Annotated in this window: 21 protein-coding genes; 7 read left to right on the top strand and 14 right to left on the bottom strand. The window is 39.6% G+C overall.

The features are described 5' to 3' along the window. Positions 1 to 412: 412 nt before the first annotated feature. Complete coding sequence (locus HWQ44_RS32175) at positions 413 to 5,857, bottom strand: ATP-binding sensor histidine kinase (RefSeq protein WP_292726345.1); 5,445 nt, start codon at positions 5,855 to 5,857, stop codon at positions 413 to 415. Positions 5,858 to 6,041: 184 nt separating this feature from the next. Then, positions 6,042 to 6,578, bottom strand: a complete 537-nt coding sequence (locus HWQ44_RS32170; protein ID WP_292726343.1) for a nucleotidyltransferase family protein — start codon at positions 6,576 to 6,578, stop codon at positions 6,042 to 6,044. A gap of 194 nt (positions 6,579 to 6,772) precedes the next feature. Here HWQ44_RS32170 and HWQ44_RS32165 point away from each other — a divergent pair, with 194 nt between their 5' ends. The 3 genes from HWQ44_RS32165 to cobO all read left to right on the top strand — a co-directional run bounded on the left by HWQ44_RS32165 (position 6,773) and on the right by cobO (position 9,654). After that, positions 6,773 to 8,041: a plasmid pRiA4b ORF-3 family protein gene (locus HWQ44_RS32165; protein ID WP_292726341.1), complete on the top strand. Its 1,269-nt coding sequence runs from the start codon at positions 6,773 to 6,775 to the stop codon at positions 8,039 to 8,041. A gap of 139 nt (positions 8,042 to 8,180) precedes the next feature. Beyond that, positions 8,181 to 8,636 carry a GFA family protein gene (locus HWQ44_RS32160; protein WP_292726339.1) on the top strand — a complete coding sequence of 152 codons (456 nt, stop codon included), beginning with the start codon at positions 8,181 to 8,183 and terminating at the stop codon, positions 8,634 to 8,636. 340 nt (positions 8,637 to 8,976) lie between these two features. Further along, the gene (cobO, locus tag HWQ44_RS32155; RefSeq protein ID WP_292726337.1) at positions 8,977 to 9,654 is read left to right on the top strand and encodes a cob(I)yrinic acid a,c-diamide adenosyltransferase; all 678 of its coding nucleotides are present in this window, start codon (positions 8,977 to 8,979) and stop codon (positions 9,652 to 9,654) included. A 364-nt stretch (positions 9,655 to 10,018) separates the two neighbouring features. On the opposite strand, the gene HWQ44_RS32150 is transcribed toward cobO, so the two are convergent. Together HWQ44_RS32150 and HWQ44_RS32145 are read right to left on the bottom strand one after the other, a co-directional pair. Beyond that, the gene (locus HWQ44_RS32150) at positions 10,019 to 10,849 is read right to left on the bottom strand and encodes a peptidoglycan-binding domain-containing protein (protein WP_292726335.1); all 831 of its coding nucleotides are present in this window, start codon (positions 10,847 to 10,849) and stop codon (positions 10,019 to 10,021) included. A 231-nt stretch (positions 10,850 to 11,080) separates the two neighbouring features. Further along, complete coding sequence (locus HWQ44_RS32145) at positions 11,081 to 11,848, bottom strand: hypothetical protein (RefSeq protein WP_292726333.1); 768 nt, start codon at positions 11,846 to 11,848, stop codon at positions 11,081 to 11,083. Between the two features lie 362 nt (positions 11,849 to 12,210). On the opposite strand from HWQ44_RS32145, the gene HWQ44_RS32140 reads away from it, so the two are divergent. Beyond that, positions 12,211 to 13,656 (top strand): NB-ARC domain-containing protein, encoded by a 1,446-nt coding sequence (locus HWQ44_RS32140; protein WP_292726331.1) that lies wholly within the window; start codon positions 12,211 to 12,213, stop codon positions 13,654 to 13,656. An 82-nt stretch (positions 13,657 to 13,738) separates the two neighbouring features. Here HWQ44_RS32140 and HWQ44_RS32135 read toward each other — a convergent pair whose 3' ends face one another. The 3 genes from HWQ44_RS32135 to HWQ44_RS32125 form a co-directional block, all read right to left on the bottom strand. Beyond that, on the bottom strand, positions 13,739 to 14,290 hold the full coding sequence (locus tag HWQ44_RS32135) for a 2'-5' RNA ligase family protein (protein ID WP_292726329.1): 552 nt from the start codon (positions 14,288 to 14,290) through the stop codon (positions 13,739 to 13,741). Between the two features lie 319 nt (positions 14,291 to 14,609). Continuing rightward, positions 14,610 to 17,498: a choice-of-anchor D domain-containing protein gene (locus HWQ44_RS32130; protein ID WP_292726327.1), complete on the bottom strand. Its 2,889-nt coding sequence runs from the start codon at positions 17,496 to 17,498 to the stop codon at positions 14,610 to 14,612. Positions 17,499 to 17,764: 266 nt separating this feature from the next. Next, on the bottom strand, positions 17,765 to 18,016 hold the full coding sequence (locus tag HWQ44_RS32125) for a hypothetical protein (RefSeq protein ID WP_292726325.1): 252 nt from the start codon (positions 18,014 to 18,016) through the stop codon (positions 17,765 to 17,767). A 630-nt stretch (positions 18,017 to 18,646) separates the two neighbouring features. On the opposite strand from HWQ44_RS32125, the gene thiD reads away from it, so the two are divergent. The 3 genes from thiD to HWQ44_RS32110 all read left to right on the top strand — a co-directional run bounded on the left by thiD (position 18,647) and on the right by HWQ44_RS32110 (position 20,942). Then, entirely contained in the window at positions 18,647 to 19,480 is an 834-nt protein-coding gene (thiD, locus tag HWQ44_RS32120; protein WP_292726323.1) for a bifunctional hydroxymethylpyrimidine kinase/phosphomethylpyrimidine kinase, read from the top strand. 157 nt (positions 19,481 to 19,637) lie between these two features. Then, positions 19,638 to 20,246 (top strand): cell division protein ZapB, encoded by a 609-nt coding sequence (locus HWQ44_RS32115; RefSeq protein ID WP_292726322.1) that lies wholly within the window; start codon positions 19,638 to 19,640, stop codon positions 20,244 to 20,246. 357 nt (positions 20,247 to 20,603) lie between these two features. Next, entirely contained in the window at positions 20,604 to 20,942 is a 339-nt protein-coding gene (locus HWQ44_RS32110) for a P-II family nitrogen regulator (protein ID WP_012410794.1), read from the top strand. 108 nt (positions 20,943 to 21,050) lie between these two features. Here HWQ44_RS32110 and rdgB read toward each other — a convergent pair whose 3' ends face one another. From rdgB to HWQ44_RS32080, 7 genes are all read right to left on the bottom strand, one after another. Further along, a complete protein-coding gene (rdgB, locus tag HWQ44_RS32105) occupies positions 21,051 to 21,629 on the bottom strand; it encodes an RdgB/HAM1 family non-canonical purine NTP pyrophosphatase (protein ID WP_292726320.1) in 579 nt (192 codons plus the stop codon). 93 nt (positions 21,630 to 21,722) lie between these two features. Then, a complete protein-coding gene (locus HWQ44_RS32100) occupies positions 21,723 to 23,159 on the bottom strand; it encodes a phosphoglucomutase/phosphomannomutase family protein (protein WP_292726318.1) in 1,437 nt (478 codons plus the stop codon). Between the two features lie 138 nt (positions 23,160 to 23,297). Then, positions 23,298 to 23,384 carry a WD40 repeat domain-containing protein gene (locus tag HWQ44_RS33735; protein ID WP_366931412.1) on the bottom strand — a complete coding sequence of 29 codons (87 nt, stop codon included), beginning with the start codon at positions 23,382 to 23,384 and terminating at the stop codon, positions 23,298 to 23,300. 461 nt (positions 23,385 to 23,845) lie between these two features. Then, positions 23,846 to 24,097 carry a DnaJ domain-containing protein gene (locus tag HWQ44_RS32095; protein ID WP_292726316.1) on the bottom strand — a complete coding sequence of 84 codons (252 nt, stop codon included), beginning with the start codon at positions 24,095 to 24,097 and terminating at the stop codon, positions 23,846 to 23,848. Positions 24,098 to 24,298: 201 nt separating this feature from the next. Further along, entirely contained in the window at positions 24,299 to 24,439 is a 141-nt protein-coding gene (locus tag HWQ44_RS32090; protein WP_292726314.1) for a hypothetical protein, read from the bottom strand. A 97-nt stretch (positions 24,440 to 24,536) separates the two neighbouring features. Then, complete coding sequence (locus tag HWQ44_RS32085) at positions 24,537 to 25,016, bottom strand: plasmid segregation centromere-binding protein ParR (protein ID WP_094347280.1); 480 nt, start codon at positions 25,014 to 25,016, stop codon at positions 24,537 to 24,539. A 5-nt stretch (positions 25,017 to 25,021) separates the two neighbouring features. Next, entirely contained in the window at positions 25,022 to 26,179 is a 1,158-nt protein-coding gene (locus tag HWQ44_RS32080; RefSeq protein WP_292726311.1) for a ParM/StbA family protein, read from the bottom strand. Positions 26,180 to 26,349 lie beyond the last annotated feature (170 nt).

Raw genomic sequence — 26,349 nt, 5'->3', positions numbered from 1 at the left:
CTTGTACCTTGCCGTAAACTCAAATTAAATCTGAGGATATTAGCTCATAACAGTTGGCTAAACACTTACAGTTTAATAGACTTCACACGTGCTATCAGTCAGAAATATTATTTTCTAGTAAATGATAAAGCTAGTACAAAATTTGATGTATATAATCAGTTATAACAGGTGATTGTTAAGTTTATAGGTGCTAATAGTAACTATGTTTATGTTGATTTGATTAAGTAATCAAATGAGCAATTTTATATTTTATTAAATTACCAATAATCTATGTTTTACGATTTATATCACTTAAACATTATTTCTATAAAAGAATAATTTTCTTACAATAAAATTTACCTATTGATAGATATTGTAGAGACGTAAAATCGCACTTTTTTCTGCTTTGCTAATACGCCTCTACCATGAGAAACTATTCTCCCAAAATGGGAATAGAAATTATAAATTGTGTCCCTTGTCCTAAAACTGATTCACAAATTAAACTTCCACCATGATTTTCTACTATAATTTGCCGACTAATAGATAATCCTAATCCCGTACCCTTTCCTACACATTTGGTAGTAAATAAATTCTCAAAAATACAGGTTTTAACTTCTTCTGTCATTCCTTTAGCATTATCTTGAATCTTAATGACTACAGTTTCATCTTCTACTTTTAGATTGGTTTCAATAGTAATAATATTAGGATATATCTCTTGGATTTCTAAAAAGTTACGGCCGATATTTACTTCTTCTAAAGCATCGATTGCATTAGCAATAATATTCATAAATACCTGATTTAATTGTCCCAGATAGCATTTTACTGATGGAATATATGCATAATTTTTAATTATTTGAATGGCTGGACGATTATGATCTGCTTTCAGACGATGCTGTAAAATTAGCAAAGTACTATCAATACCTTCGTGGATATTAGCTAAAACTTTCGAGGTAGTATCGGCACGAGAAAAAGTACGGAGAGATGTACTAATATTACGAATACGCTGTGTCCCTACTGTCATCCCATCAATCATTTTAGGTAAATCTTTTAGCAGAAAATCTATATCTATTTCTTCGGCTTTTTCTTCAATTTCTGTACCAGGATTGGGGAATTTTTCTCGGTAGAGTTGCAAATAGTCTATTAAATCTTTAACAATATCTTTTGTTTGAGCGATGCTACCTGTAATAAAACCAATGGGGTTGTTTATTTCGTGTGCTACACCTGCAACTAAATTTCCTAGAGAAGACATTTTTTCACTTTGGATAAGTTGTAGTTGTGCCTCTTGTAAATCTTTGATTGACTGTTCTAATTCCCTAGATTTATCTTGCGCCCTTGTGTACAAGCTGGCATTTTCTATGGCAATCGCCATTTGAGAAACTAAGACTTTTAATACTTCTACCCTTTCTGGAACAAAAGCTCCTGAGGATAACTGATTTTCTAAATAAATAATACCAGTAAGCTGTGATTGGTACATAATGGGCAAACAAAAGATTGATTTTGTTTGAGATTTCTGAATATAGATATCAAAGTTAAAAGGCTCTGCAATTATCGCATCATTTAATACAAGATATTGCTGAGTTCGGAAAACGTAATTAATTACAGAGAGTGGTAAATCCTGATAAGTTTCAACAGGAATAGAGCGTAAAACTGTCACCCCATCGTCAGCAGTATTTCCAGAAGCTTCGATATACAGATGATTATCTTTAAGTAGAAGTAGTACTGCTTTTTGGGCAGCAGCGTTTTCTAGTAAAATTTTAATAAGCTTACCTAATAAATTTTCTAAAACAATCTCATTGGTAATCGCTTGTGAAAACTTGATGAATGCATTGAAATCTAAAAAATCGCTCAAGCTGCTATTGGTAGTAGTGTTGGTGGTAAGATGAATTGTATCTATTTTTGAAGTAGTGTTTTCTATAGTAGTAGTTTGTCCTACTAGAAAAAGATACTTTGATTCTAAGTGTTTAACTTTAGCGATCGCACCCCAACGAATATAGGCATAGTAGGCTTTAGTTATATAAGTTTGATGAATTAATTCTTTACCTAGAGACTGATAAAATTTTCCAGCTAACTCATAAGCTAAAGCTTCCTCTTGGAGAAAACCGTTTTCTTGAGATTTGGCAATGGAGCTATCATAGTAGTCCATTGCTTCCAGCTTTTGACCCAAAACTTGATACCGTTCTGCCTCCACAAGATAAAATCTGTGTAAGTGATTCGTGGGAGCATGAGTAGCCCAGAGTTGCATCTTTTGCTGATTAGTTTGGACTTTTTTCAGAATAGCTTGCTTCTCAGACTCTTTAGCAGTATGATATATTGCCAAGTGAGCTAAAGAATCGTAAAAATAGAACAGTGGAACAACAAACAAGCCTGTAACACCACCTAGAGATTTTTCTGCGATCGCAGCATTTTCTACAGCTTTAAAATACTCCCCAAATATGTAAGAGAGCATTAGTTTATTAACAAATAAATGGTTAATTGTGTAAAGGTCATTTACTTGCTGATGAATTGGCAGCATACTTTGCTCGTCGTAAGCTTCTCCAATTAAACAGTCCACATTTTCAAAACTTCCTTTCAAGTTCAAAACTGTTTGTAAATATACTAAGTTCCAAGTTAAAGCTACTTGTTGCTTGATTTTTTTCAGCGAATCACAATAAGCTATCAGTTCTTTTTCTAGAACCCAAAGTTCCTTACCCAGCCAAAATGAATGATAGGGATAAATGTAACCACAATAACCAGCATATTCTAAATCTCCAGTTTCTAGACCACTAGAATACCCTGCCATTGATGATGTCAATGTCTCTCTAACATGCTCTTTCCAATGCATAACATGGGCGCTAACAACCGTCAGAATCTTAGCCTTGAGTTCTTCAGCATTAAATTGTGACACCAAGCTAGAAGCTAACTTCCCAAATTCATAGCCAGAATTAATTTCTCCTTGAACTCCACAAAGAAGTAATCCATAAAGACTATAACCATAGGCAGATACAGCCGTATTGCCATAACTTAAGGACAAATTGACCATTTTACAAACAATAATTGGCATCATTGCCGGAGCAGTTTGAAAAGCCGCAGGGAGAACTCCCATTAAGATTCTCATAGCTGCAATCTTGTTAGCATCGGTCATTAATGGTAAGTTAATTAAATCTGCAATGGCTTTCCCTTTCAAAGAAACAGCGATTTCATCCATTCCCTGCTGAATATCAGTTGATGTCGGCTCCTCTGTAAAATTTATTCCTAACAATTGCAGAATTGATACTGCTATTTGAATAGCTTCCAGTTGCTTGCTTTGAATGATAGAAGCGATAATCTGTACTTCATAGACTTTCACTTTATCTAAAAGAATTTTAGCTTCTTGCTGCACCACCTCAGCCCATTTTTGCATCTGCTCAAAATCACCGCCCAGATATGCTGCTTCTGCGGCTCCTTCATATAAACCAATGGTTAAGGTATATTCAGTTTGCCAAGCGTCTATATTTAAAAGTTCTATCCCATTTGTGAAGTATTTAAGAGCAGCTTCGTAAGCTGTAGAAGCTTTAGCTTTTCGTCCGGCAATTAAATTTAATCGTGCTAATTCAGTTTTTTCAGATTTCTCTATCAGGTTAATAATACCTACATTCAACTGATTGACAATATCAAAAATATTAGCTTCTATTTCCTCTTTAGGTATATTTTGGAGAAGCAATTGCCCAATTTTCAGGTGAGTAGATTTCTTCAGTTCTTCTGGAATTAAGGAATATGCTGCTTGTTGTACTCTGTCATGCAAGAACTTGTAACCCACCCGTGAAGTATCGAAATTTAAATTAACCGTTTCTTCTTGATTAAAAACTAAAGGAATGCGGTAAGCTTCACTTAAAGGCAGAATTAATCCCGCTTGCAAAGCTGAGTGTAAATCATTCGCTGTCAAAGAAGGTGATTTTTCATTGACTATCGATAAAACATCCAAACTAAATCTGTCGCCTACACAAGCTGCTAATTTTAAAACATCTTGGGTGAACTTTGGTAGTTTTTCAACTCTACTAGCAACTAATTCAACTACATTTTTATCAGTAATGCCAATTGCTTGAATATCCTCTAGACTCCATTGCCATTTAGTATTAATAAAGTCAAATCTTAACAGCTTTTCTTGATGTAGTGCTTGAATTAGTTGTGTGATAAAAAATGGGTTTCCACCTGTTTTATTACAAATTAGTTCAGATAACTTAATAATTTTTTTGTTAAATATTCTGGTTTCTTCATCCTGGTTAGCCTCAGTTTCTTGCAGAGTTTCGGAAACTAGCTGAGTGACGTTATCTAAATTTAAAGGTTGCAATACAAGATTATTAACAACCGTGCCACTATTTTTTATTTCTTCTATTTTTTGGATTAAAGGGTGTGCCGGACTAACTTCATTATCTCTATATGCCCCAATAAATAGAAAATATTTGCTGTCGGTGTCAGTTATGAGCAGTTGAATTAGATTTAAAGTGGCTGAATCTGCCCATTGCAAATCATCTAAAAATATAACTAAAGGGTGTTCTTTTTGAGTAAAAACTTGGATAAATTCTTTAAAAACATGATTGAAACGATTTTGTGATTCTGTTGCCCCAATTTGGGCCACTTCCGGCTGTGTACCGATGATTAATTCTACTTCTGGAATCACATCAGTAATAACTTTTCCATTTGTTCCTAAAGCTGATAGTATTTTATTTCGCCATATTTCTACTTTTTCATTATTTTCTGTCAATAAATACCGCATTAAATAAGCAAAAGCTTGAATTAAAGAAGCATAAGGTATATTCCGTTTTAATTGGTCAAATTTACCAGCAATAAAGTATCCTTGTCTGCGAGTAATGGGTTTATTAACTTCGTTGACTAAAACTGATTTACCAATCCCAGAATAACCAGAAACTAGCATCATTTCTACCCCCCTTAGTCCCCCTTCCGGGGGGTTAGCAACGCGCTCAAATGCAGCTAACAGTTCATTAACTTGTTCTTCACGACCATATAATTTTTGAGGAATTAATAACTGGCTCAATATATCTAAACGACCTGAAACAAAATTAGTAATTATACCTTTGGTTTCTAACTGGTGGAGACATAATTCTAAATCTGCTAATAATCCTGTAGCACTTTGATATCTGTCTTCCGCATTTTTTGCCATCAGTTTCATCACAATTTCCGAGACGGCGGTAGGAATTTGTGAATTTAATAATTGCGGGTTTATCGGTTGAACAGCAATGTGACTATAAACTATTTCTAGAGGATCTTGGCTAAAAAATGGTATTTTATCAGTTAGTATTTCATATAAAGTCACACCAAGCGAATAAAAGTCAGTGCGATAATCGAGAATGCGATTCATTCTCCCAGTTTGTTCAGGAGACATATAGGCAAGTGTGCCTTCAACGCAGTTAGGGTTATTAAATTGGGGATTTTCTTTATTCAGGCGGGAGGCTATACCAAAGTCAGTGAGTTTAACAATACCTGTCTGAGAGTTAATAATGATGTTACTAGGTTTTATATCTTTATGAATAATCTGGTGTTTATGCAAATAATCTAAGGCTTTAGTTAGTTGAATAGCAATTTTTAAATGGTTAATTAAGTCAAGTTTTTCTATTTGTAGCAGTTGAGTTAAAGACTGACCACCAAAATCTTCTAACAACAGTCCCACACGATTTTCAAAGGTTTCTAGACTGATAGCTTTAACTATATTGGGATGGTCTAAACCTTGCTGAATTTGATACTCATTTTTAAGGCGAGTAAAGGCTTCGAGAGTCGGATATTCATTTTTCAGCAGCTTGAGGATAACTCGCTGTTGCGTTTTTGGCGTTTGTGTTTGATAAATAATTGTTTGGATTCCTTCGTGGAGAGTCGAGTTGATTTGGTATCCAGTACGATTTGGCATTGATTTTCGACTATAAAGTTATAAAATTAGCATCACCCCCGTTCTGTCGTAAAAGGGGTTCTACTTTAATTATTCCCAGCGAGAGAAAATTATTAACATTGGGATGCTGTACCCAAGGTTTGTACATAAAAAAGCGATTATTCCCTTGTAACGGAAACTAGTGGCTAAAATTTGACTGTAATTTTTACGCCAACCGCAGATAAGGACACTTTTGTAAAAAACCAGAGGCCTTATTGTGGGCGTTTATGTTATGAGTATGCGTTGGCGTAGGTCGAATAATGCCACCAAATAGGTCATCCAATCCGTAGGGTGTGAAAAACTGCCATTGTCCTTGGGCATCTAGTCGAACTCCCACAGCAGTAGCGGTGTGCAGCCAATCTGCGATGCCATCCTCTGTACTAGTGTAAGGTCTGCTGCCAAGTCGCCAACGAGCAAAACTGGCTTGATTTTTGACATCAAACTCGTCATGAGGAAATTGTTCTGTGAGAGTTACCTTTGCTGCTAGTTCTTGGGAACGGTTCCCCTCTATATCAAAAAATGCAATATCAAAATCTTTAATACCTAATCCACAGTCATTGCCAAAAATTGAAGACCAAACGGTGTTTCGGACTGCACCCCCGGCTAACCACCAGTTAGGTAGATTTAGTTGAGCGATCGCAGGTAATACTGTATTAATCCGTGTATCAGCTAAAATCATCTGTAGGCGAGTGTTACTATTCATATCAAATTCCTGGGATTGTCAAGTAGAAGGTGAAAATATTATCATTCACATTTCATTAAACTTACGGTATTGATAGTCCTGTTGTGACACTTGGCATGTCAATATTTCTCAGGAGAACTTCTGTAGTCATAGTATAAAGAAAACAGGTTCCACAGAAAGTTAAATTGTGAATTTAGAATTTAGAATTTTTATTTATGGAAGATTTATTTGCGCGACTAGAACGCACACTCAATCCTGAACTACCTTCCCTAACAGAGTCACAACAACAACTCCTACAAGAACTTAGTATTGATGAAAATCAACCCGGTACGATTCTGCATGACTTTCAAACCCTGATAGATTTCTTGCAACCAAATGGAGTGGAAGTTAGTAGTGTTAATAACCTTCTACCGTTAAAAGTCTTATCAGAACTTAATTCTCAGTTAAGTCACCCAATTGAAACTAAACTCAAACGCCCCGTACAGAAATCATACCCCTACATTAATGGACTATATCTGTTATTACGCAGTTCTGGAATAGCCCAAATTAGATCCCAAGGGAAGAAGCAGGTTTTAGCTTTAGACGCAGCAACTTTGCAATCATGGTTAAGCCTGAATTCAACAGAACGTTATTTCAACTTATTAGAAGCTTGGTTAATTTGGGGAAATAACGAAATTTTGGGTGAACATCAAGATTCATTCGGGAATTTATTTAGATGTATTCAACTTTGGCCTCGCGTTCCAGATAAAGGTTTAAAGTTTCCTAAGTATGAAACTCAACATGATATTAGTTATTATCCCGGACTACATAACATCGCCCTATTAGAGTTATTTGGATTGTTATCTATCACACATGGAAAACCACAAGAAGGCAAGGGGTGGCGCATTAATAGTTTACAACGCTTACCCTTTGGTGATGCTCTGTTGCAGTTACTATTTCCATTAGGTATACGAGGAGAATTACAGGATGATGTAAATGTCAATTTTGGAAAATTGCAGTCACATTTCCAACCATTTTTTCCCGAATGGGAGCAGAATTTACTTATCCCCAAGCAAGGGTTCACTGATGGAATTTATATTTTCAAAGTGTTCCTTTCTAAAGCTTGGCGACGGATTGCCATTCCAGCAGAAAAACCATTAAGCTGGCTAGCAGAGACAATTCTTGATGCTTTTGACTTTGATTACGATCATCTGTATGAGTTTAGTTATAAAGACCATTTTGGTCGCATAATCAAAATCGGCCATGCTTACATGGAAACACCCCCATTTGCAGACCAAGTGCAGATTGGTGATTTGCCTTTAGAACCAGGTGCTAAAATTACCTATCTTTATGATTTTGGTGACAACTGGAAATTTGATGTGCAGTTAGAAGCAATTAATCCACCTGATCAGAAAATCAAAAAAGCAAAAGTTTTAGAAGTTCATGGAAATGCACCTCAACAGTATTGGAGTGAAGATGAGGAATTGGATGAAGATGAAGGATAAGGAGGATTTAGGAAAGTTCAGAGAATGAAAATTTCCTCGTGTCCCCATGTCTACTATTTGTGTCTACTAAAACCTGCTTTAAGATTAAGATAGGTTTAGTTACAATGAAGCAACAATAAATTGTCAGGAGATAAAATCTGTGAGTCTTCCATATAGTGGAGGTTGTCAATGTGGACAGATTCGTTATGAAATTCATGCCCAACCGTTAACCCTTTACCTATGCCACTGCAAGGAGTGTCAGAAACAATCATCTAGTGCCTTTGGAATGTCTCTCACAATACTACGAGATGCTGTTGTAATTGTTCAAGGAAAACCGAAAGTTTGGACTCGGAAAAATGATAGCGGACGTGAAGTAAATAACCTGTTCTGTGGCGACTGCGGAACGCGATTGTTCCATGAACGGACTTACAATTCAAATACTATTAATGTCAAAGCTGGAACCTTAGATGATACAAGTTGGTTAAGCCCAGTGGGTAACATTTGGACACGCAGTGCCCAGTCATGGGTGGTAATTTCAGATCAATTGCTCAACTATGACGGGCAACCAGAGGATACGCAACCTTTATGGGAAAAATGGAAACAACAACATCCATAAATGCACAATTCCCGATATCAGACATCATACCCTTAACATTTAAAGCATCTAACTTATGACTGTACTAAAGGAGATAATCATAATATTTTACTGGTAAAATGCTTTAATGAACATATTAAATTATTTAAAACAGTAATAGTAAACTCAAATTATAAGTTCAGCTTGTGTATCATATATATTTCCACTTGTCTGCAAATCGTTAACAAAGCTAACACACTATTAATATTTCACATGAAAACTTACTGGATATTTTCAATCAAGCAATTTAAGTGAAATTAGATAAGTAAGGCGATTTTGGTTCATTTTCAACACTTTTAACAGTTATTTCTAGACAAGCTTGATGAAAAACGATACACCGCAAGAATTGAACCCAGACCAAGAAATTGGGCGCTTGATTGATGAGGTAATGTCTTCATCTCTGACTGATGAACAGTACCGCAAAAAGATGCAGCGACGCAAAGAAGTGCAAGATAAGCGCATAGCCGAAGCTGTACCAGAAAAAGGGTTAATTATTGTAAATACTGGTAACGGCAAGGGTAAAACCACTGCGGCTTTGGGGATGGTGTTGCGATCGCTCGGTCATGGGTATAAAGTAGCGATCATCCAATTCATCAAAGGTAGCTGGGAACCTTCCGAAAAAAGGGTTTTCAGCTATTGGGAAGACCAGATAGAATTTCACGCAATGGGCGAAGGCTTTACCTGGGAAACTCAAGACCGCGATCGCGATCTTGACAAAGCTAGCGCTGCCTGGGAAAAATCATTAGAATACATCCGCAACCCAGACTTTCATCTGGTGTTGTTAGACGAAATCAATATCGCCCTCAAAATGGCTTACTTACCAGTAGAAGACGTTTTAACGGGTTTGGCACAAAAACCAGCTAACAAACACGTTATTCTCACTGGTAGAGGCGCACCACCTGCTTTAATTGAGCGTGCTGACTTAGTAACCGAAATGACCCTAGTTAAGCACCCTTTCCGCGATCAAGGTGTGAAAGCGCAACCGGGAATTGAGTATTGAACTAGGGACTAGAGCATCGATTCAGTAATCAAAAACCTAATCCCCCAGCCCCCTTCCCTTGAAGGGAAGGGGGAGCTAAACTCCCCTCTCCTCGTAGGAGAGGGGTAGGGGGAGAGGTTCTTCCAGGATTACTGAATTGGTGTCCTAGGGATTGGGAAGATTTAGATGGAGATTCAGACCTGAATACGAGTGCGTCTCGGAGAAAAGTTGGGGAATCCTGGGCGCGACCTGTTTATTCTGAATTCTGATTTGTCAAAAAACCAGGTTTCCTATTCAGCAGAGATCAGAAACCTGGTTTTTAATTCTCGTATATCAGTTTGTCAGATGTAGAAAAGCAGATTACGCCTATATACGTCCCATTTGCTTACTTTTTATTCCAGAGACTTAAAAATGCTTGAGAGATGGCTGGGGTAATCTGACTTTGTAAGTGATTTAGTGCATCACGATGGTTTTGATTGTTGTCATCATAATAAGTAAACACATTCGTCAGCTTGACAATCTCAGGATTTTGATCGTTTGTCCCCCTCCATTTGTTAGTAACTTTGTGTAAAACGTCCTTGGGGAGATTTTGTTGTAAGTTATTTAGGGCTGCGATGTAAGAAGGATTTTGAGGATTCTTTTTGAATTGGAAACACAAATCTATCAGCTTGAGTTGCGACTGGGGCTGCGGTTGGGGCTTATCTGTTAAGCTAGGTTGCTGGAGAATTTGACGCTGTTCAATAGTGGCAATGCCATTTTCAGTTAAACCCTGGGATTTCTGAAATTTCTTGACTGCTGTATAAGTAGCTGGCCCATAAAAAGGCTTATCTGGAGGAATTTCGGCATTGGTTGCAAAACCGTGAAACTTCAATCTATTCTGAAGCCCTTTGACTGTATCTTCCATTACAGTTCGAGTTTCGGAATCAGCATTACCATTAACCGTAAGTTTTTGTGAGTACTGTTTCTGAAACTTTTTAATCGCTTCTTCAGTAGGATCATCTGTCAAAGAGTTGTTATTCCGCTTCCAGGGAGCAAATTTAGTCAAATCCGGCTTAGGATCAATCTCAGGAGCTAAATATCCCAGCCCGATCAATATATGACGGATGACTTCAGGGCTACTAACAGCCATGCTTTTTGGTTCCTTTGCTACTAAACTACCATTTAATGTATCTTGTTTTACAAAAATTAAGTAAGTAGAAATAACTAAATCTAACATTTCTTGTTTGCAAGGCGTTTCAAAAGTTAAGCGATGTGTGACGACAAGCTGCAACTCTTTGAGACGTTGGGCTTAGGCGACTACACACCGGGAAAAAGAAAGATGATTTGAAGTCTTGGTGGGCGATCGCGATCGCTTATTCTCAACTATTGATGATGATACTACGCAGGAAGGTAGCACAGCTAACTGTGCTACCCACTACGAACTTATCAAAATTGATGTGATGGAGTACTAGCTAGGTAACTGTCTGGCGTTGACAACATATAAAAACTCCTTTCCACTCTTAGGTAAGAAAACGAGTGGTTTGTCCTTCCCTGGCTGCACTAAATCAGGGGGAAGTAAAGGGTAAATATCTGGATCTTGGAAATCAACTGTAATCTTCTTAGTAGTGCCGTTAACTAAGAAACAAGATGGATTATTACTTCCACTGCTATATTGATCGTACAGAGCATCAAGTACTTTCCGGCGTAATTCCTCTACAGGAGAAACGTAGATAAAGTAACCTTGCTCATCTAGTTCTGTAGCTCTTTTAGCTGCTTTTTTTGAATCTAGAAAGAAATCAATCTGAGTATCTTGAATTTCTAGAGGACATTGCTGTAAAGGCTTTCCAGCTACTACACTATATATTTTCTGCCCCAAAGGAGCATTAATACTAAATAATTCTTTGCCAGCAATTTGAGCTTGTCCAGCTTGAAAATCGAACCAAGCTTTAGTAACAGAACCATCTCCTAGTTGTTCGACTAGTCCTGGTACTACTATTTTATCAAACTCTTCTTTAGTAGCAGGAATTGGATACTTTGGAGGCAGAGCAAAAGGCGTAGCAATTTTGTATTGGAGTATATCCTGATAGACCTTAACTCCTTGTCCTTGTTCCTCTGGAGTGCTGTAAAGGCTGGTTATACCTAATACTGTTTTGTTATCTGCGAAAGCCGGACTCAGCGCACCTAGCCAGAGCATAAAGGTGAGGAGAACTATAAAAATACGACTTAACTTTTTCACTGGGTTTCTGAATTGGAAAACTTTTTGTATTTTGCACGTCTAATCCGCCTCTAACAACCGAAGTTAAGGAACTTAAGACCTAAACTTAAAATTTTTTAATCGTCAATTTCCCAAAGCTTTAACCAGTAAAGATTTCATTTATCGAAAACTTGAGCAAAACTCCCGCCTGATCTCTGACAGTTCCGCAAAAAAGGTATCGTGAGTAACAATATTCATAATATTTAACAAACCTAATTTCAGGAAAAGCATATCTCATCTTTGTAGCACCCTCTTGAGTGGAGTAGATATTTTAGCGGCATATTATAGGCGCTAACTACTGACTATTACTTTATGAGTGTATGTACAAAACTGAGGGCCCAGTAATGAATCCACTACAACGCAGGCGCAAACGGGGTGTTCTTCTTACACCTCAAGGATTTCAGAAACTTCAAACGGCAAAATTTCAGGCACAAAGTTGGGAAAATTTAGATAAACGTTACACTTTGGAAAATTTAAGCGATCGCACTGGCTTAGATCCAGATACACTGATGAAGGTGTTTCATTGCCAAGTAGGAGTTGACAAGCAAACTCTAAATACCTGTTTCCGGGCTTTTAATTTATTACTTGAACCCAGTGATTATCAACTACCTCAGACTGATGAAGTAACTAGTAATCAGCATTCAATCCAAAATTTAACTGATTGGGGCCAAGCACCTGATATCTCTGCATTTTTAGGACGCACAGCAGAATTAACGACACTAAAATACTGGATTCTCGAAGAACACTGCCGAGTAGTGACTTTATTTGGTATGAATGGAATGGGTAAAACTAGCTTATCAGTAAAGCTAGCAGAGCAAATTCAAGATAAATTTGAGTTCGTGATTTGGCGTAGTCTGCGTAATATTTTACCAGTCAAAGATATGCTAGCTGAACTAATTCAAATTTTATCAAAAGGGCAGAAAAATGATTTACCGAAAACTTTAGATTGCAGGATTTCCCAGTTGATTCATTATTTAAAAAATGCTCGTTGTTTATTGATATTAGATAATCTAGAAACAATTTCACAAGATGCTTTAGGTAAATATGATATTGGATATTGTCGTCAAATTTCTAAAGATTATGGTGAACTCATAAAACGACTTGCAGAAACATGTCATCAAAGCTGTTTAGTGCTTACAAGTCAGGAAACGCCGAAAGAAATTAAACAAATCATAGGAGAAAAATTACCCGTTAGGGCATTGCAACTAAAAGGCTTACAAGTAATAGATATAGAAGAAATATTTAAGTCCAAGGGTACTTTTTGGGGTTCAAATAGTGATTGGCATCAACTCATTGATAGCTATGCAGGTAATCCCTTATTACTAAATATAGCTTCGAGTAAAATTCGCAATTTATTTGAAGGGAATATTTCAGAATTTTTAAACCAAAAAACATTAGTTTTTAACGAGATTAACCAGTTTTTAAAAGAATATTTTTACTGCTTGTCAGATATAGAAAATATCATTATTGAGTGGTTAGCAAATAATTCTCAGCCAGCTTCATTTTCAGAACTGCGATCGCAACTATCACCTCATATACCAGCACAAGAATTACTAGATGCTTTGGAATCTTTGCAAGAGCGTTCTCTAGTTAACAAAAATTATCCTCTTTTCTCTGTAGCACCGATAGTGAGAGAATATATAAATCACCAATTAATCCAAAATAAAATTAGTTCAATCAGCCAATATCGCCAGCATCTATCACAAAAATATCGCTCAATTATTACCAGACAAAAAAGCAAGTTCTCGTTTTATATTCCAGCACTTACCCTGATGAAGCAGCAAGGTTAGTTCTGAAGGTAGTAATCAAATTTTTACCGTCCCTAACCCCGCCCATGATTACATGGATGAGGAATGCGGAACGGAGGAATGTTCATTGCTCAGAAGCCAAAAAACCAAACTCCGATTTAATATTCCAGCGCTTACCGTCGTGAAGCAGTAGCGTTATTTGGTTAGCAGTAAACTCAAAATGCAATTGACGCTTTTCAAACTCTGGCCAAGCAGCTTTAAAGTTCTGCTTTGTTAAATCCCGAAACGCAACCGTCATGTGGGGCGCAAAAGGGCAGATTTTAGAAACTTTATCAACAATTCCCAAGTTGCTTTCTGTATAAGCCATTAAATTAGCTTGCAAAGTCAAAAGTTCTTGACTTCTGACTACATTAATGTATATGACACGAGGCACAAAGGCATCAAACTCTCTAAGTGTAATTACTACTGGTTGTTGTCCACTAGCAAACTCCTTCAAGGATGCTTCTAGCAGTGGCAAGTTAGCATCTGCCCATTCAAAGGGCGGTTGCAGGGTAATATGAGGCGGAGACTTTAGCGCCCCACTACTAACATAGCGATCGGCAAAGTACTGCTTAATCTGGTTGGTGTAGTCTTGAATGTCTTGCGGTGGTACGAGGGCAATGAAAAAACGACTCATTCAATTTTGGATTTTAGATTTTGGATTATGAGAGGATGCAAGTATATGCCTTGGTTTGTAAAAAAAGGAGCAAATCATGCAAAAACGCCATTTCTATCAAATTCAGCGCGTTTGTTGCTTATTTGCTACTCAAAAGTGCCATCTTTAATTAGATTTTTGGCGATCATCGCACTACTCAAATGCTACTCATTCAAGTGTCCAAATTGTAGGGGCGCAATAAACATATTGTGCCCCTATGAGTGTAGTCTATTGAATTGAAAACTACCTTGAAAGTTGATTCATATTTGGATTACAGTTTCACTCAGTTGACCCGACCCAACTATGCTTGAATGATGAAGTCGGAAGCAGTAAGAGTGGGCGCACCAGTAAGTTGTGCAAATTGACCACCACTACCGAAACCAGCAGCGCTACCATTTTGATTGTATACTAAATGCCCAGTTAGAGGGTCGTAGACAATCACAGCATTACTAACCGCCCCTAAACTGGTGATTTGAAAATCACTGGCGTTACTAAAACCCGTTCCCACAACAGAAGTAATTGCACCAAAGGTGGTCTTATCCAGAACAATCTTGTCACCACCAGAGCGATTGAAGTCAGCAATGGTATCAATACCCACAGCAGCGCTAGTAAAGGCAGCATTGGTGTCGTAGACGAAAGAGTCAGCACCTATACCACCCACAAGAGTATCATTGCCTTTTCCACCGATGAGAATATCATTACCAGCACCGCCCCGCAGTAAGTCGTCACCACTGTTGCCATTGATAGTGTCATTACCCCCTTGTCCATTAATCACATCGTTGGAATTGTCAAAACCGGTGATGTTATTGTTCAAGTCATTAAAGAAGGTAACAGTGTTAGTGTTGAAAATGCTAGTTTGAGTGGAGTTGGCATTAATCACATCAAAGTTGTCAGTAACCTTAGCCTGCCCGTCAAATAGGATATTACCTATGGCGGGTAGTGTTGTCGATGCAGCCAAGTTCTCTAGGTTTTCTAACTTAAAGTTTTGCAGAGTGACTTTGGTATTAGCCACATCTTCAAAGGTGACTTCTAAATTGTTGCCATTTTGAGTTAATTGCAGATTTCTTGCAGTCAAGCCAGCCCCAATAAATTGCAAGGTGTCTACTTTGGCAATTACCGCAGCCGAAGGGTTTGAGCTAGTACCGACACCACCAAAGTCGGTGATGATGTAACTGCCACCACCTTGTCGGGTAATAAAGGTGTCATTGCCAGGTGTGCCATTGAGAACTGGAATTTCCGGAGCCGGAGCGGGTTTAACTATACCACTAATGGCAAAGTCAAAGGGGCTTTCATTACTATCGTTGTTGTTTAAACTGAGGCTGCCACTATAGGTGCCGGGTGTAGTGGTATTGAGTGCCACTGAGATGGTGGTGGAAGCGTTGGCAGCTACGCTCGTCGGAAGAGTACCGACCAAACTAAATCCGTCGGGAAGTTTAAGATTACTCAGGCTGAGTGCATCTGTACCGGTGTTCTTGATGGTAAAGGTTTTGGTCAGAGTGTTACCAACAGTGGTGTCGCCAAAGTTAATAGCGGTAGTGCTGCCATCTGCAATGTCAACTGTACCATTGAGAACTTGGATTTCTGGAGCCAGAGCGGGTTTAACTGTGCCACTAATGGCAAAGTCAAAGGGGCTTTCATTACTATCGTTGTTGTTTAAACTGAGGCTGCCACTATAGGTGCCGGGTGTAGTGGTATTGAGTGCCACTGAGATGGTGGTGGAAGCGTTGGCAGCTACGCTCGTCGGAAGAGTACCGACCAAACTAAATCCGTCGGGAAGTTTAAGATTACTCAGGCTGAGTGCAGCTGTACCGGTGTTCTTGATGGTAAAGGTTTTGGTCAGGGTGTTACCAGCAGTGGTGTCGCCAAAGTTAATGGCGGTAGTGCTGCCATCTGCAATGTCAACTGTACCATTGAGAACTTGGATTTCCGGGGCGGTAATGATCATGCGGGGGGCTTCGGATGCACCGATATCAATCAATGCAGTGCCATTGCCATCACCATCCAGAGGAATATTCCCAGTGATGGCATTGAAGGCATTGGAACCAGCATCGATCGCAGCACTTCCAGGTTTGAGCGCAAAATTCTTTTTGGTTGCATCAACAAATAGAGGATCTTGACCCAAAATGTTCTGCAATCCTGTAGCTTTTAGATTATCTGAAGCTTGGAATACATTAGAGTTATAAATAAGGTTGCGATCAAAGGTTACATTTTTGGCGAACTTGATGCTGTTCGCTTTTTGATTGTTGCTTGCGTACAAAATGTTGTTGTAGGCACGAACATTTTCTGAATAAAGAACACCAATCTCTCCAGTATCTGTAAGAACACGACCATTCTGGTAAGCTGTGTTGTTGACAACATCGACATTTGTAGCTTTAAAAATTTCAATGCCTGCACCTCCATTGTTGTAGGTTGTGTTATTTGCGATTAGTGCCTTTCCGCTATAGGCTACGCCGCTTGTAGTCTCCATAGTGGTATCAAGCATGATGCCATGCCCTTCAGTTATTTTACCTACTTGTTTCCACGGAACCAGACTTTGATTATCGTAAACAATGTTGTCTCGAAAAATTATCCTGTAGTCAGTAGTATTGTTATCCAAATTAAAACTGTTAAGTGCGGTGATACCCTGATTACCCCAAGGCGAATACCAAGCGTTTCCAGAGACAACATTTTTCTCAACTGTGATGTAGTCTGAATCGCTGAATGCAATGCCTCCACCTGGAAAGTTACTAACTGTATTGCCAGTGATAACAATGTGATGAGGATTACTGCCGCCCACTCCCTGGCTATCTTTCCATGCTTGTACAGCAATCCCATTGGCATAGGTCAAAGGGTTATTAAGGTTATCTTTCTGACTTAAGGCATATTCTAGAGTAATGTTTTCCCGATTGCCCTCTATATCAAGTCCTTCAATCCGCACATAAGAAGAACTAAATACATTAATGCCGCCTCCTGTTGTTTGTATCTTAGGCGTCTGTCCTGGATAAGCTTTGATTGTTGTCCAGTTATCTGGTGAGCCATTTTTGTTAAAAAGCGTAAACCCTTTGTCATAAGTTCCGTTCATGACATAGAGCGTGTCACCTGTTTGCAGTTGAGACACAGCTTTTGTCAGGGTGCGAAACGCAGTTTCTTCCTTTAAACCATTACTTTTATCATTGCCTGTTCCAGAAACGTAGTATGTTTTGCCAGCCATAGGTTTACTCCGAATATGTGTAAGGGGAATTGGTAGTAATCTCTCAACAACTTTCCTTAGTTGCTAAGTAGTTATTTGAATAGGTCATCTGTCTGGACTGTTCAGGATAGTCACAGTTGTCCGATCGCGAGTTGAAATCGCATCGGTTCTAGAAACGCTGTTGTAAAACTGAAAATTTTTCTCCTGTCAACCGTTGATGGTTAAACCAGGGATATGGGGTATCGATACCGTCAATCGTCAGGGTTTTGTTGAGGGTGATCGGACGATTAGTACGTAGACACTTCGCCTCCGGGCTTGTGATCAGATATCATCTGATTAGCAAGACTGGATGGAGTCGAATTGAATCCTATCTTCATCTGTAGTAGTAGCCGCGACGCCGAATAGCCCGTCGTAGACATCGCTGCTCTTTGTGAGCCAGTTTTACCATCTGCTATATTCGATACAGCGATCGTATTTGGCATAGTAATTCCTTTGAACTTTATCCGTTGTTTTAGGTCAGGAGGTTGCCGAATCGGCATGGTAAAATACACCCCTGGCTGATAACTGAGGACTTAAAGTTACAATGTTCAAAGTTAAATTGGTTGAAACTTTAGTAGGTTGACCCCTTAACTTAAGGGAACTAATGTAACAACTTAGTCGAACCTGTTTTAAGCGGTGTAACTGAACCTTGTGAACTTAGTTAAAAGTAACCTTTACAAATAGCACTTGATATCAGCAAATACCCTTAATGCGGTAAGTTTTTTTACAACAAATCCTAAAAAACTATGGAAGTGCCTGGTGGAGTCTTGTTAATTTCCTGAGTGATATGGAAATAGAAAGCGCTTTGTGCAAGGATTTGATGAAGTTTATCTAAATATTTTTAAAGAAGCGATGCCTTTGGCAGGCTATTCGGCGTCGCCAAGCAACGATCATCTTAGAAGTAAGTAGCGATTATGAACTGCATACACTAGAACAGGGACTTGGGACTGGGAACTCCTAACTCAGCACGGGCTAAATCCTAGCTATCCGCTAACAGCACTCTTAAGTCAGGTTGCTGAAAATGTTTGTAGTTGCGATCGGGCAAGAGGGAAGAGGGTTTTAGGCTAGTTCAATCAATCTGTTCGAGATAATTTGGTTTGATGACGCCAACTTAACTTAATCTTCATAATATGAACACTGAAAAAAACTCCAGAATACCTGTTGCTTTAACCATTGCTGGTTCAGATAGTGGTGGCGGTGCAGGAATTCAAGCTGATTTACGCACCTTTGCTTTTCACTGTGTCCACGGTACTAGTGCTATAACCTGCGTCACGGCACAAAATACTCTAGGAGTGAGGAGGGTTGATGCCATGCCAAGAGAGGCTGTCGTGGCGCAAATTCAGGCAGTAGTTGAGGATATTGGCGTACAAGCTGCCAAAACGGGAATGTTGCTCAATCAGGAAATTATCTTTGCTGTTGCCCAGCAGGTGGAAACTTTACAAATCAATAATCTAGTAGTTGATCCAGTAATGGTGTCACGTACAGGAGCACAATTGATTGATGATGATGCTGTAAAGACTCTGCGCCATACTCTGATTCCCAAGGCGATTATAGTGACGCCCAATCGCTATGAAGCCCAGATTTTGAGCGGCTTACAAATCAATTCCTTGGAAGATATGCAAGCCGCTGCTGAAACTATTCACAAGACTTTAAAGACGAAGGCTGTTTTAGTCAAGGGCGGAGGTATGCAGGGAGATTTGCGTGGCGTTGATATCTGGTTTGATGGGGACAAATTGGAAGTTTTGACTTGCCAGCAGGTAGAGACAAAAAATACCCACGGTACTGGTTGTACACTATCGGCTGCGATCGCTGCTAATCTGGCTAAAGGAAAAGACTTGTGGCAGGCAGTGCAACAGGCAAAAGAGTATGTGACTACTGCACTCACTTACGCCCTAGATATTGGCAAAGGGCAAGGCCCTGTAGGACACTTCTTCCCATTGTGGGGACTGGGGACTAGGGACTAAAAAAAGTTTTCTTAATACCCAATCCCCAATCCCCAATAATAAATTCTTTGCCCTTTCGACATTTTTCTATTATTCTTGGGCATAGTTTCAGGGGTGACTATCTCTGTTAGCATCTCTGTACGATCTAATTACCTTGATTTTTAATACCAAGCCCCCGATGCGAACAACCATAGGTTCTGTTCACAGAAATTCGCCAACTTCGACTACTCAAGCCTACCCTCCCTCTGTACCACTATCTGTATACAGGGAATTGTCAACAGAGTTACAAGCGGCACAAGCGAGGCTAAATGCACTCACCAGCCAAAATCAGCAACTAGCACAAGAAAATCAACTATTACGCCAAGAAATTACTAAAGTGGTTGAGTCTTTTTCTCGTTTGCAAAATTTTGTGGATTCCCATGCTACACCTAGTTCTTATCAAGCTACGCAAGCTGGCGAAACTTTTAACGTCGCCGTCAAACAGCCAGCAACACAAGCGCGTCCACGTCAGCAGATTTCTCGTTCGCGTTCACCAGTTGTACCTAAAGCGCCACCCGAAAAAAGCCGCCGCCAAGACTTTTCTACATCTGTAATGGAAATGAATTTCCCGATACCAGAACCAGTTTTTATAGAAGAGCAACAAGTAAGTTATTATTCCACTACTGAGCCAGATGTGAAGGGAGTTAGTGGCTGGTGGTTAATTATCACCATCTTGTTAATCATGCTTACTGCCTTTAGTGCGGGATATTTTGTTGTGCGTCCCTTGTTTGAACATCAGAAACGTTAGTTGACACTCCCACAGTCAGCAGCAACAGTCTTTCAGGCTACCGTGCAATTTGTCTGTAATCACTTTCTAAATATCCGAACAAATCTGCTAAATGGCGAAGTTTATCTATTTTTAGGTTATAAAAGCTACATAAAATGCTAAATTAACAGCAACTTCTTTATGTTAGAACCTCAAAGCTTATCTAATTAATAAATCCTTGCTGGTTCTCATGTCCCAAACCCTCAAGCAAAGCATCTACACTTTAAAAAAGTGGTAATTATTACATATGTTTTAGGAAAAGCACTGCTAGTTACAGCTTCAGACAGCGGATCTGGTTAGATATATAAACGAAGCTAGTAGAAGTCAGGAGTCAAGAAGATGAAAAAAGTAGAAGCTATTATCCGCCCATTTAAGCTAGATGAGGTAAAAATTGCCTTGGTCAACGCTGGTATTGTTGGCATGACTGTTTCTGAAGTTCGGGGGTTCGGACGGCAGAAAGGTCAAACTGAACGGTATCGCGGTTCTGAGTACACCGTTGAGTTTCTCCAAAAACTCAAAGTGGAAATCGTAGTTGACGACAATCAAGTTGATATGGTGGTAGACAAAATTATTGCTGCTGCCCGCACTGGTGAAATCGGCGATGGTAAAATTTTCATCTCGCCTGTTGAGCAAGTGATTCGGATTCGCACCGGCGAAAAGAACACAGAGGCAGTTTAAAAAAGTTATGAGTTAAGAGTTATGAGTTGTGAGTCAGGACTAATGAAGAAAATTTAGCAGAATTCATAAATCCTAACTCTTGTACAGACGCGATTAATCGCGTCTCCCCTAACTCTTAACTCTCTCCAACTGCGGAAGTAAAGCTGTAAAAGCCTTGCCTCGATGGCTAATTGATCCCTTCAACTCCCGTGTCATCTCAGCAAAGGTCAATTGCAACTCTTGCACATAAAAAATTGGGTCGTAGCCGAAACCACTATCACCACGAGGTGCGTGGAGAATTTCGCCACGACAAACACCTTCAGATTGTAATACGATCGCACCATCAGGACGAGCGATCGCTACTGCACAAACAAACTGAGCTTGCCGATTTACCTCATTGCCTAATTCGCTCAATATCCTAGCAATCCGTTCTGAGTCCGTTTTGGCGTAACGTGCAGAATACACCCCTGGTGCGCCATTTAGGGCATCTACTTGCAAGCCCGAATCATCAGCAATTGCCCAGTTTCCCGTAGCTTTAGCAATTTGTGACGCTTTCAGACAAGCGTTAGCGGCAAAAGTTTCACCAGTCTCTTCAATTTCCAATTCTTCCGGTTTGAGGGTTAATTCCCAACCAGAATTTTCCAGGTAAGCCTGCATTTCCCGCAACTTACCTGGATTTCCTGTCGCTACTACGAGTAATTTGGTCATTGGTCATTAGTCATTGGTCATTGGTTATTAGTCATTAGTTATTTACCAAGGACAAAGGACAAAGGACAAATGACTAATGACTAATAATGAATTTTACTCCGCCCACTGTTTCGCCCAAGCAAGAGTTTGATGCACTTGCTCAATTGTCGGGGCTTCGCAGTAGAGGCGTAAAACTGGTTCAGTCCCGCTAAATCTAATCATTAACCAGCTTTTATCTGCAAGGCGGTACTTGTAGCCGTCAATTGTTTGACAATCAATCACTGCCTTACCTGCGATTTCTGTTAAGGGTTGGGTTTGCAGTTGTTGTAAAAGACGCGATCGCACTTCCATACTTGCTAAGGGTAAATCAATGCGATCGTAAGCTGAGGTAAACCCTGTTTTTTTCTGCAAGTAGCGATAATATTCACCTAAATCCAAACCAGATTCGACGATCGCCTCTAGGACGTACAATGCTGACAGTAGGGCATCACGTTCAGGAATATGGCTACCATAGCCAATTCCTCCCGACTCTTCGCCACCCAGTAACACTTTTGCTGCTAACATTCTGTCAGCAATATATTTATAACCAACTGCTGTTTCAAAGACTGAGAGGTTATGTAGTGCTGCTACAAGGGGCATCAAGTCGGAACCACTAACAGTTTTGACTATTTCTCCAGTAAAACCGCGCCGCAGGGTTAAATGGTCAATTAATATCGGGATTAAGACTTGGGAACTTAGGAAGTTGGCTTCTCCATCTACTGCTGCAATGCGATCGCAGTCTCCATCAAATACCAACCCCACCGTTAAACCTGATTTATCGGTTTCTCGGTGAGTCTTGATGACTTCAAATAGCTTTGAAAGGTATTTAGGTAAGGGTTCCGGTGCACCGCCACCAAATAGGGGATCGCGATCACTGTTGATTTCTTTGACTTGATTGCCTAGTAATCTCGCCAATCCGCCAGCAGCAGCGCCATGCATGACATCAGCAAATAACGTCAATTTACCAGATGCGATCGCTTCTCGAAGTTTGGCAATATCAACTTTACCTTCTAGCGCTTGGGTATAACTGGGCCAAGGATCGAATTTCTCTTGCTTACCTGGGGTAGCTGCTAATGGTACTCCCACCGACAACTGATCTTCTATCTCTTTGGTGACTTCTGGCGGTACTGATCCACCAAAATAACCCTTGACTTTTAAACCCAAATATTTACCAGGATTATGGCTGGCTGTAATTACTAGTGCCCCTAAAGCATTGAGTTCTTTTGCCGCCCAGCTATAAGCTGGGGTTGGGGCATAGCTCTCGCTCAGTAGCACATCAAATCCCACAGCACTGACAGTATCGGCAACAGCACGAGCAAAGTCTTCAGCCATGAATCGGCGATCGTAACCGACAATTATTGTTCGGCTACCAACTATAGAAAAATACGTATCATATAATACTTTTGCGGCAACTGGCGCGACCAGGGCTAGACGTTCAAAGGTGAACTCGTCACCGATAACGCCCCGCCAGCCGTCTGTACCAAACTTGATTGAGTTAGCTACAACTGGCATCTAGGTATCCTAACTGTCTACTTGAGGATTCTAGCATTTATACAGTGTGCAGAGTAAAAAAAGAATCTAGTAAAAATATGTACTAATAATATTCGGCTGTTTCAACACAAAAGTGAGCGAATTTTTGGATTCGAGTACCTAACGTATCCGCCAAATCCTCATACCATTATCACTTCCAGTGAGTAAAAATCGACCATCAGGAGTGAAAGTAAGAGTTTTATTCAATGCAATCGAGTTCGTAACATCAATAAAAGACTGGTCAATTTTTCCTGTTTCCAAATTATATAGCTCAATCGTCTTATTCCAACTATTCCTATTGCCAATAGCAAGAATTTTGCTATCAGGACTGAATTCTACATTTAGATACTTAGCTATTTTAGATAAAGTATGAACACGTTCGCCATTAGTTAGGTCGCATACTTGAATAATAAAATAGTCACTATCACTACTCTGCTGAAGGTTAACAAGTAATTTGCTATCTGGACTTATTTTATATGACTTGTTATATGACGTTAATACAGATGAGTCGCTTATCTCGCAGTTTAAATGTTTAACATTAATTAATTCACCTGTGTCAAGTTGCCAGACTTCAAGATATGATTTTCCAAGAGCAGACCTTTTAGTACGCAGAAGATTTTGATTAACATCAATATCAATAACTGAGAACGGTTGTTTCCAACCTTTTTTCAGAAATCAAATATGATTCCTATAGTTGTTTTTCTGACATTATGACCAGAAGCTAAAGACTCCATTATTATTTCGTATGCTGAATTAATTGCTTTCAACTCAGCTTCAGCTTTTCTTTGTAAGCGAGGATTATGAGCATAACGATCTGGATGCCAAACTTGAAATAAATCTTTGTAAGCTTGCTTAATCTCATCAACAGAAGCATCAGATGAAACATCTAAAACCTGATAACACTGCTCTAGATTATCCACAGATAAACCCTCTTACTAATTCAATATACTGTCCCTAGTTCTGAGAAAATCATACATTATGTAGGGAATGTAAAGTTATTTTGAGGTTATTACTCATAGTCAGTGTTGAGTAAAATCTGCTTGGTAAGGGACTTCCACATAAAAAATATCCAATTAACTATTGTAGGGCGGGCGAGACGCCGACCCACAAAATTGAATAATTTATTTCTTGGAGTTCCCTAATAAGAGCGATCGCCCAGCTACAATAATTTTAATCACCGCGAAATCTCTATGCGCGATCGCTTTTTTACCAAACTTAATTAGTTGCAAAGACTCAAAGGCGCTTCGCGCCAGAAATTCCACTTCTAAAAAATATCAATAAACATTAATAATCCTTAATAGTGAATACTATTAAGGATTGTTAACATGAGCAAAAACTGCTCACAAACATGATTTTTCCTTAAAAATCATCGAGAAACTGACTAAGGCGACTGATTACGGGGTCAACCTCTTGAGGAGGGGTAGCAACAGTATAAGAAGTATTATTTACTACTTCTAATTGAGTTGGAGACGGAATGAATGATCGATCATTGACTATGAGCGCCAGTTGTGCGACTTGTTGAGAAAGTTGCAGTAGATGATGTTCCATCGCCTCCAAACGATTAGATCCCTTGGCAAAAAAACGTTCCTCAAGTCCAGCCACTTGACGTTGCAGTTCACCGATTTGTTGATCAATCGGTGTTGTTACTGCTGTTTGTGGAGCAGGTTGTACAGGTTCCGGTACACATAAAGATTGCCATAAGGCTTCTTTACAGAGGTCGCTGAAAGTCTTGTCTGGTTGTTTTTCCAAATAACTTTCTACTTGCGCTAACAAGCTTTCATCAGCAAGCTCTGGGTTGAACGTGACGGATTTAACTACCTTTTTTGACCATTGGAACATCAGCTTTATGCCCTAGCAGCGCGATTGGAGGATAATTGTGCCTCTCCATAAATATACTGCCCCAAAGCATTCGCCTGACGGGAAGGTGCTGCTAAATGAGCATTAATCTTTGCTTCTTTGAGCAGACGTTGAACGTCGTCCCAGAAGAACTCACCACCGCCGCCAGTAAGAATCACATCAGTGACGCGTTCTGGCAACCAGGCTAGCACACGGCTACAGATTTCGCGAGAAAACATCTCCGTAAGGTTAGGAAGAAAATCATCTAGGTTGGTGGGCTTGCTAGCGCCTTTAGGACGATAAAAGCGTTCACCTCTGGGTTTGTTTACAGCGGAAATCAGCGCTAGAGATTGACTATCTGCTCCCTCAATTTCGGCAGACACCAATTCATAAAACTTATTCATCCCGAAGTCTTCGCTCTTAGAAGCACCTCTGGCAAAACGGAAGTTATCTACCATCAAAAGATCGACGGTTTGATGACCAATATCGACGATCGCCACCGATATTTTTGTAAAATCAGGGCTACCAGGACTTTTCTTCGGTTGAGCTTCAGACCACAGCAGGCTACCGTAGCCTTCTGGCATTACCCATACCTTATTGACGTTCAGCGACACAGATTCGCCTCGGAAGTTCAACACATGAGGGCCACCTACTTGGCTAATCAACTGTGCTTTTTCCTTTTCAAATTGCTCCAAGGAAAGAAAAGGCAGACCCAGTACTACTGAGATATCGTCTCTGAGTTTGAAGTAGCCAGCACTTGCTAACACTTTTACTAGTGCAGCCTCTACCTTAGATTGGCCAACTCCTAGATTCGCCCCAAAATCGGCTGCTAGTTGACCAACAGCATATCCATTTCCTTGATACTCCAGCCACAAATCCATTAAGGGATCAGTAGCCCTGGCTTCAAAAACACCACCGCGGACTTGTTCTATTGACATCTGCTTGACGTTAGCAGGCACGAACACCACATTGCCGGGTTCGCGACTCACACAAGTTTTTGTGGAAGTTCTGCCTAAGTCAACACTGAGAATGGTTTTTCCCGGAACACCGGCTGGCTTGGGAGGATTATTATTAACAGCATTGATGGGAGTTGATGCTAACGGCTGCCTATTCATGGGTATAGCAGCAGCATTGATTGGGGTAGCGGCGGAAGGTTGGTCTGTCATGAAAGCTCCTAGTTCACAAACTTAACTGTAAAAAGTTGTCATGCTCATCTTACAAAAATGCGAGCAACCAGAAATTCTAGGTTGCGTCAAGTGTAGCTAGAAATACGCCAAAAATTAATTCCGGCGATACCTCCGATGGGCTTTGCCAACGTACATCTAGTATTATTTGG

Source organism: Nostoc sp. JL34 (genome assembly GCF_017114945.1).
Classification (GTDB): Bacteria; Cyanobacteriota; Cyanobacteriia; order Cyanobacteriales; family Nostocaceae; genus Nostoc.
Note: the sequence above shows the minus strand (reverse complement) of the source record. Positions and strands in the feature narration are given on the sequence as shown.